The sequence below is a fragment of the Longimicrobium sp. genome, from assembly GCF_036280135.1.
Taxonomy (GTDB): Bacteria; Gemmatimonadota; Gemmatimonadetes; order Longimicrobiales; family Longimicrobiaceae; genus Longimicrobium.
The window spans coordinates 1-5,187 of record NZ_DASURI010000391.1 but is presented as its reverse complement, the minus strand read 5'-3'; the positions used below and the strand labels follow the sequence as shown (position 1 = coordinate 5,187).

The window sequence follows — 5,187 nt, the reverse complement described above, 5'->3', positions numbered from 1 at the left end:
GCGTCCCGGAAAGGACGTCATCTCCCAACCTAATCCGTCACGAAATGTGTCGCAATGTGTTTATCCGGTTCCCGGTAGGAGAGCTTCCCCGCTGACTGCGATCACCCGAACGCATCATCCTGAGAGGACGTTGCAAAACCTCGCGTTTCGAACGCGTCATCCTGAGAGGGTGTTGCCAAACCTGCCTTTCAACGGAGCCCAGCAAGCGTCATCCTGAGGGAGCGCCGCGCAAACGTGAACACGCGCAAGACTTTGGCGCGACCGAAGGATCTTGTGTCCAAACCACGGGGCCGGCTTCATGCCTCGAAGCCGGCGCCGAGTCTCGCATACAAGATCCTTCGTCGCCGCCATGGACCAAGCTCAGGCAGGCATCGCGCGGCGGCTCCTCAGGATGACGCTTTCGAGCCCGAAGTTTGGCAACACCCTCTTAGGATGACGCTCCCTGGGTTCCGTTGGAAGGCAGGTTGGGATCCACCCTGTGAGGAGCCGCCGCGCAAGCTCCTGCCTGTGTACCACCTATGGCGCCCCTGCGGCACGCGAGAAATCCCCGCCAGCCGAAAGATCATCTGCCTCCGAATTACAACATTCGACAAGCGTTAATCGTCCAAAGGAGTGCTGATCCACGCGACTCGCGCGCGGCCGGCGCCGACCATCGACGCCGGCCGCACGGGTCGAGGACGCGCGTCTACCGCGTCAGCAGGCCGGCGTCGAGCACGAGCTGCGTGCCGGTGACGTAGCGGGCGCGGTCGGACGCGAGGTAGAGAACGGCCTCGGCCACGTCCTCGGGCTCGATCCAGGGGACGGGCAGCAGGTTGCCCGCGCTGGCCTCGGCGATCTCCTCGGCCGTCTTGCCCTCCAGCCACGCCAGGCCGTCGTTCATGGGCGTGTTGACGCCCGTGGGGTGAATGCTGTTCACGCGGACGCCGTGCGGCGCCAGCTCCAGCGCCCACGACTTGGTCAGCCCCGTCAGTCCCCACTTGCTGGCGGCGTAGTGGCTCAGGCGGCGCATGCCGCGCAGGCCCGCGACGGACGAGTTGTTGATGATGGTCCCCGACTTCTGCGCGATCATCACCGGGATCACCCGCCGGGCCACCAGCCACGCGCCCTTGAGGTTGATGTCGATCATGGAATCCCATTCCTCTTCCGTGAGCTCGTGCGCCAGGCCGTAGGCGCAGATGCCCGCGTTGTTGAACAGGATGTCGATGCGCCCGAAGCGCTCCACCGTGGCGTCTACGGCGCGGGTGACGGCCTCGTCGTCGCGCACGTCGCCCGCGAAGACGATGCACGCCGATCCCGCGGCCTCGCACTCCGCCTTGAGCGACTCCAGGTCCGCCGACGTGCCCATGCCGTAGCCGGGATACTCCAGCGGCCGCGCCACGTCGTACGCCGCGATGGACGCGCCGCCTTTTGCCAGCGCGATGGCCGTCGCGCGTCCCTGCCCGTGCGCCGCGCCCGTCACGAAGGCGACGCGTCCCGAGAACTCAGCCATGGGCCCCGATCCCTTCTGCCGCGACGCTCGCGGCCTGTTTGCGGTACGGCTGCAGGTAGTCGTCCAGGGGCACGCCCAGGGCGTTGTTCACCACGTTGGTGGCCACCATCAGCGCGCCAAAGGCGACGAGCGTGACCATCTGCTCGTCGCTGAAGTACGCGGCCACACGGTCGTACACGGCGTCCGGCATGCGATGCGGCGTCACCGCCAGCGCCCGCCCGAACGCCACCACGGCGGCCTCGCGCTCGTCCATCCGCAGCTCGTCGGGATCCTCGCCGCTGTCGATGAGGATACGGCGAAAGAACGTGGAGCAGATCAGGCAGTCCGTCTCGCTGCTCACGGCGTGGGCGAACAGCGTCGTCAGCCGGTCGCCCAGGAACGGCTTGACGGTGTCGCGCAGCGGATACCACGTCATCAGCGCGTCGAACGCGGGGACGGAGCGCAGCAGCGTGCGCTTCATGTTGGTGATGCGCCCCACGGACTGGTGCGCGTCGTGGGCGGCGGCCGCGTCGGGCGGCATCCGCGCGTAGTCCAGCGGCTGGATTCGGGGCATGGCGGGGGTTCTCGGTTGGGGACGGTTTTGGAAGATATTCCGGGGTGCGGCGCGGGGGCAACGGCCTGAACGGCGGGGGATAGGGGACAGGTTACAGGGGACGGCCGACAATGGCGGATTCTCGCGCGGGGCAGATCGTGCCGGTCAGGGGCGGATGCGGCTTAGCAGCGCGTACGCCGTCGCGGCGAGCGCCAGCCCCGCCATCCCGCCGACAGCGGCGTAGCCCAGCACCCATTCCGGCCCGGAGCCCAGCGCGCGCGCTCCGTTCACCAGCGACGCCAGCACGGCGGCGCCGATGATGATCGCCGCCGCGCGGACGAGCGCGCGTCCCTGCCCTGGCGCGAACCGGCGCGCTTCCGGGGGATGGCGGCGCATCCATCCGCCGAACGCGATCAGCAGCACCGTTCCGCCCAGGAGCGTGCTGGCGTGCTGCAGCACGTTGTACCACGGCACGGACAGGCCCAGCGGGGACGCGGGCTCCAGCAGCGCCGGCATTCGCATCACCGCCCAGCCCGTGCGGTGCGTAAATCCGTCCCACAGCACGTGCGTAATCGCGCCGGCGAGCGCCGCGGCGGCCGCGAGGAGGACGGCGGATGCGGATGAGCTCGGCCGCGTGATGGGCCGCATGCCGGCCGGGAGCAGGGGAACGAGCGCCGGGCGGACAAGCGCGCGCCAGAGCCGGACGGCGATGAGCGTCGCGGGCACGGAGGCCAGGAGCAAGCCCGAGGGCGTGTGCCAGTACCGGCCCTGAACGGCCAGCCGCAGCACGTACTCGAAGTCCGGCGACATGGCGCCCAGCACCAGCGCATCCAGCGGCAGCGCGCGCCACGCGCGGCGAACAGGCAGCGCCGCGGCGGCGTGCGCGATGGTGAACGGCATGGGGCAGCGGATGGATGGGAGGCGGATGGCGAACGCGCCGGCGGACGCGATGTGCATCCGCCGGCGCGTTCGATGTACGGCGCGGACCGCCGCCGCGCTAGGCGTCCGCCCGGGCCCCGGCGGACGCGGCGTCCTTCGCATCAGCCCACTCCGCTTCGTCGTCCGCCGCCCAGCGGGGCCACAGGCCGTAGAAGGGCGTGCGGTGGACGGGCGCGCCGGGCTCGGGATCGTCGGCGTCCGCGTCCATCAGTTCAGGCCCTCGATGTCGCGGGCGGCGCGCTCCAGGATCTCGCGGGCGCGCTGGGCCCACTGCTCGTCGCCCTGGTGGCGCACGGCGGCGCGCAGGGCGGCGCGGCCCAGTCCGGCGAAGGCCCCGCCCAGCGCGGCCATCGTGGGGCCAAAGGCGAACCCGCTGAACTCGTCCACGCGGTCAAAGATCTCGTCCACGAGGGAGCGGTTCTCCTCCAGGTACTTTCGGCCCTCGTCCGTGATCTCGTACACCTTGCGGCTGCTGCCCTCTTCCGCCGTGGAGCGGGCGTAGCCCATGTCTTCCAGCAGCGACAGCGTGGGATACACCGTCCCCGGGCTGGGCGAGTACGCGCCGGCAAAGCGCGCCTCCAGCTCGCGGATGATCTCGTACCCGTGCCGCGGCTTCTCGGCGAGGAGGTTGAGCACCACGAACTTGAGGTCGCCGTGGCCGAACATGCGGCCGCGCTGCGGCCCGCCGGGCCCGAACGGGCCGCCCCCGAACGGGCCGCCGGGCCCGCCGCCGAACCAGTCCCACGGTCCTCCCCCGCCCCGCCGTCCCCGCGGGCCGCAGCCCCAGTCGTCACGTCCCCTGAACATCGTCGCCTCGCCCGTTTCCGGTGGATGAGTCGAACCACTTACGATCTATCGAAAGATATAACTCGCGATATATCGGACGTCAAGATATATCGTAAGAGCTATCGCAAGATACATCGGGAGTGAGGGCGGATGGGCGAGGCGGAAGCGGCGACGCGAAGGGTGAGGCGGAGAGGGAGGAGATCAGGATCGGTGCAGATGACGGAGCGCATACACCGGGATGGATCGCGTCGCTGCGCGACGCGGGGCCCTCTCCCCCGACCGCCTTATTGCTCGTTCCTCGCAACGGCGGTCGACCCCTCCCCCAACTTCGGGGGAGGGGTTGGCGAGAAAGCGAGATCGTGCACCAGGGCGCAGTTCTCCCCCTCCCCCGCGAAGCGGGGGCAGGGGGCCGGGGGGAGGGGGCCCTCCGCGGGCGAGACACACTCCGCCCGATCCGCTGGATCCCGGAGCTCACGGTGAGGTCTCCTCTCTCCGCGAGGAACGAGCGGGGAGAGGCCGGGAGAGGGGCGGGCTGCTGCCGGCGCGAGCCATTCCTCGCCGGCATGGACCACGACGCACGAAGGGGCACGGCTTCGCGCCGTGCCCCTCCGCCGATGCCGTTGCAGGCTATTCCCTGTTCCCTGTTCCCTATTCCCTGCAGTTCCAGCCGCTCACCAGTCGAACACCGTCAGGATGCTCGAATAGTCATCCGTCCACGTCTCCAGCCCCGCCTGCAGCCGGGGCTCCCACCAGGGACGCTGCGTCAGCACGGGGCCCAGGTCCTCCAGGCGGCGGGCCAGGGCGATCCAGGTGGAGTTGCTCTCGTACAGGTTGGACCGGCGGTCCGGCGGGCCCTGCCCGGCGCGCGCCGCCAGCCCGCGGTCGCGCGCCAGGGCCGCGATCACCGGCTCCAGGTTGAGGTACCGGTTGCTCACGTGGAACGCGATGATGCCGCCCGGCGCCAGCCGCGACAGGTACGTGTCCAGGGCCTCGCGCGTCACCAGGTGCACGGGGATGGCGTCGCTGCTGAACGCGTCCAGCAGGATCAGGTCGTAGCGCGCCGCCGAGTCCGCCTGCAGCGAGAGCCGCGCGTCGCCCAGCACCACGCGCGGCGGCGACGGCGCGTCGGACAGGTAGGTGAAGAACGCCGTGTCGCGCGCGATGCGCTCGATCCCCGGGTCGATCTCGTAGAACGTCCACTGCTCGCCGGGCTGGATGTACGCCGCCGTCGTCCCCGTGCCCAGGCCCACCACGGCCACGCGCCGCTCGCCCTGCTTCATCACCGAGGCAAAGAAGATCTGCCCCAGCGGGCCCCGCTCCAGGTAGTACGTCAGCGGCGTGTTCCGGCGCTCCGGCTGCAGGCTCTGCGCGCCGTGCAGGGTGCTGCCGTGGCGCAGCACGTGGAACCCGCCGTTCTGCTCGTACTCCATCACCTTGTAGC

The 5,187-nt window shown here is 70.1% G+C and carries 6 protein-coding genes; all 6 read right to left on the bottom strand.

Annotated elements, in window-relative coordinates:
* Positions 1-685: 685 nt before the first annotated feature.
* On the bottom strand, positions 686-1,489 hold the full coding sequence (locus VFZ20_RS12275; protein WP_329684175.1) for a mycofactocin-coupled SDR family oxidoreductase: 804 nt from the start codon (positions 1,487-1,489) through the stop codon (positions 686-688).
* Positions 1,482-2,042, bottom strand: a complete 561-nt coding sequence (locus VFZ20_RS12270; RefSeq protein WP_329684174.1) for a hypothetical protein — start codon at positions 2,040-2,042, stop codon at positions 1,482-1,484. The genes VFZ20_RS12275 and VFZ20_RS12270 overlap by 8 nt, the downstream gene beginning before the upstream one ends.
* Positions 2,043-2,186: 144 nt before the next feature.
* Positions 2,187-2,978: a DUF4184 family protein gene (locus tag VFZ20_RS12265; RefSeq protein WP_329684173.1), complete on the bottom strand. Its 792-nt coding sequence runs from the start codon at positions 2,976-2,978 to the stop codon at positions 2,187-2,189.
* Between the two features lie 40 nt (positions 2,979-3,018).
* The gene (locus tag VFZ20_RS12260; RefSeq protein WP_329684172.1) at positions 3,019-3,168 is read right to left on the bottom strand and encodes a hypothetical protein; all 150 of its coding nucleotides are present in this window, start codon (positions 3,166-3,168) and stop codon (positions 3,019-3,021) included.
* The gene (locus VFZ20_RS12255) at positions 3,168-3,767 is read right to left on the bottom strand and encodes a PadR family transcriptional regulator (protein WP_329684171.1); all 600 of its coding nucleotides are present in this window, start codon (positions 3,765-3,767) and stop codon (positions 3,168-3,170) included. The genes VFZ20_RS12260 and VFZ20_RS12255 overlap by 1 nt, the downstream gene beginning before the upstream one ends.
* 650 nt (positions 3,768-4,417) lie before the next feature.
* A partial coding sequence (locus tag VFZ20_RS12250; RefSeq protein WP_329684170.1) for a fused MFS/spermidine synthase occupies positions 4,418-5,187 on the bottom strand: 770 nt, incomplete at its 5' end.

What these genes read in the sequence shown, in the direction of transcription:
- VFZ20_RS12255 (WP_329684171.1), bottom strand. Translation starts at nt 3,767, where the DNA reads ATGTTCAGGGGACGTGACGACTGGGGCTGCGGCCCGCGGGGACGGCGG.
- VFZ20_RS12260 (WP_329684172.1), bottom strand. Translation starts at nt 3,168, where the DNA reads ATGGACGCGGACGCCGACGATCCCGAGCCCGGCGCGCCCGTCCACCGC.
- VFZ20_RS12270 (WP_329684174.1), bottom strand. Translation starts at nt 2,042, where the DNA reads ATGCCCCGAATCCAGCCGCTGGACTACGCGCGGATGCCGCCCGACGCG.
- VFZ20_RS12275 (WP_329684175.1), bottom strand. Translation starts at nt 1,489, where the DNA reads ATGGCTGAGTTCTCGGGACGCGTCGCCTTCGTGACGGGCGCGGCGCAC.
- VFZ20_RS12265 (WP_329684173.1), bottom strand. Translation starts at nt 2,978, where the DNA reads ATGCACATCGCGTCCGCCGGCGCGTTCGCCATCCGCCTCCCATCCATC.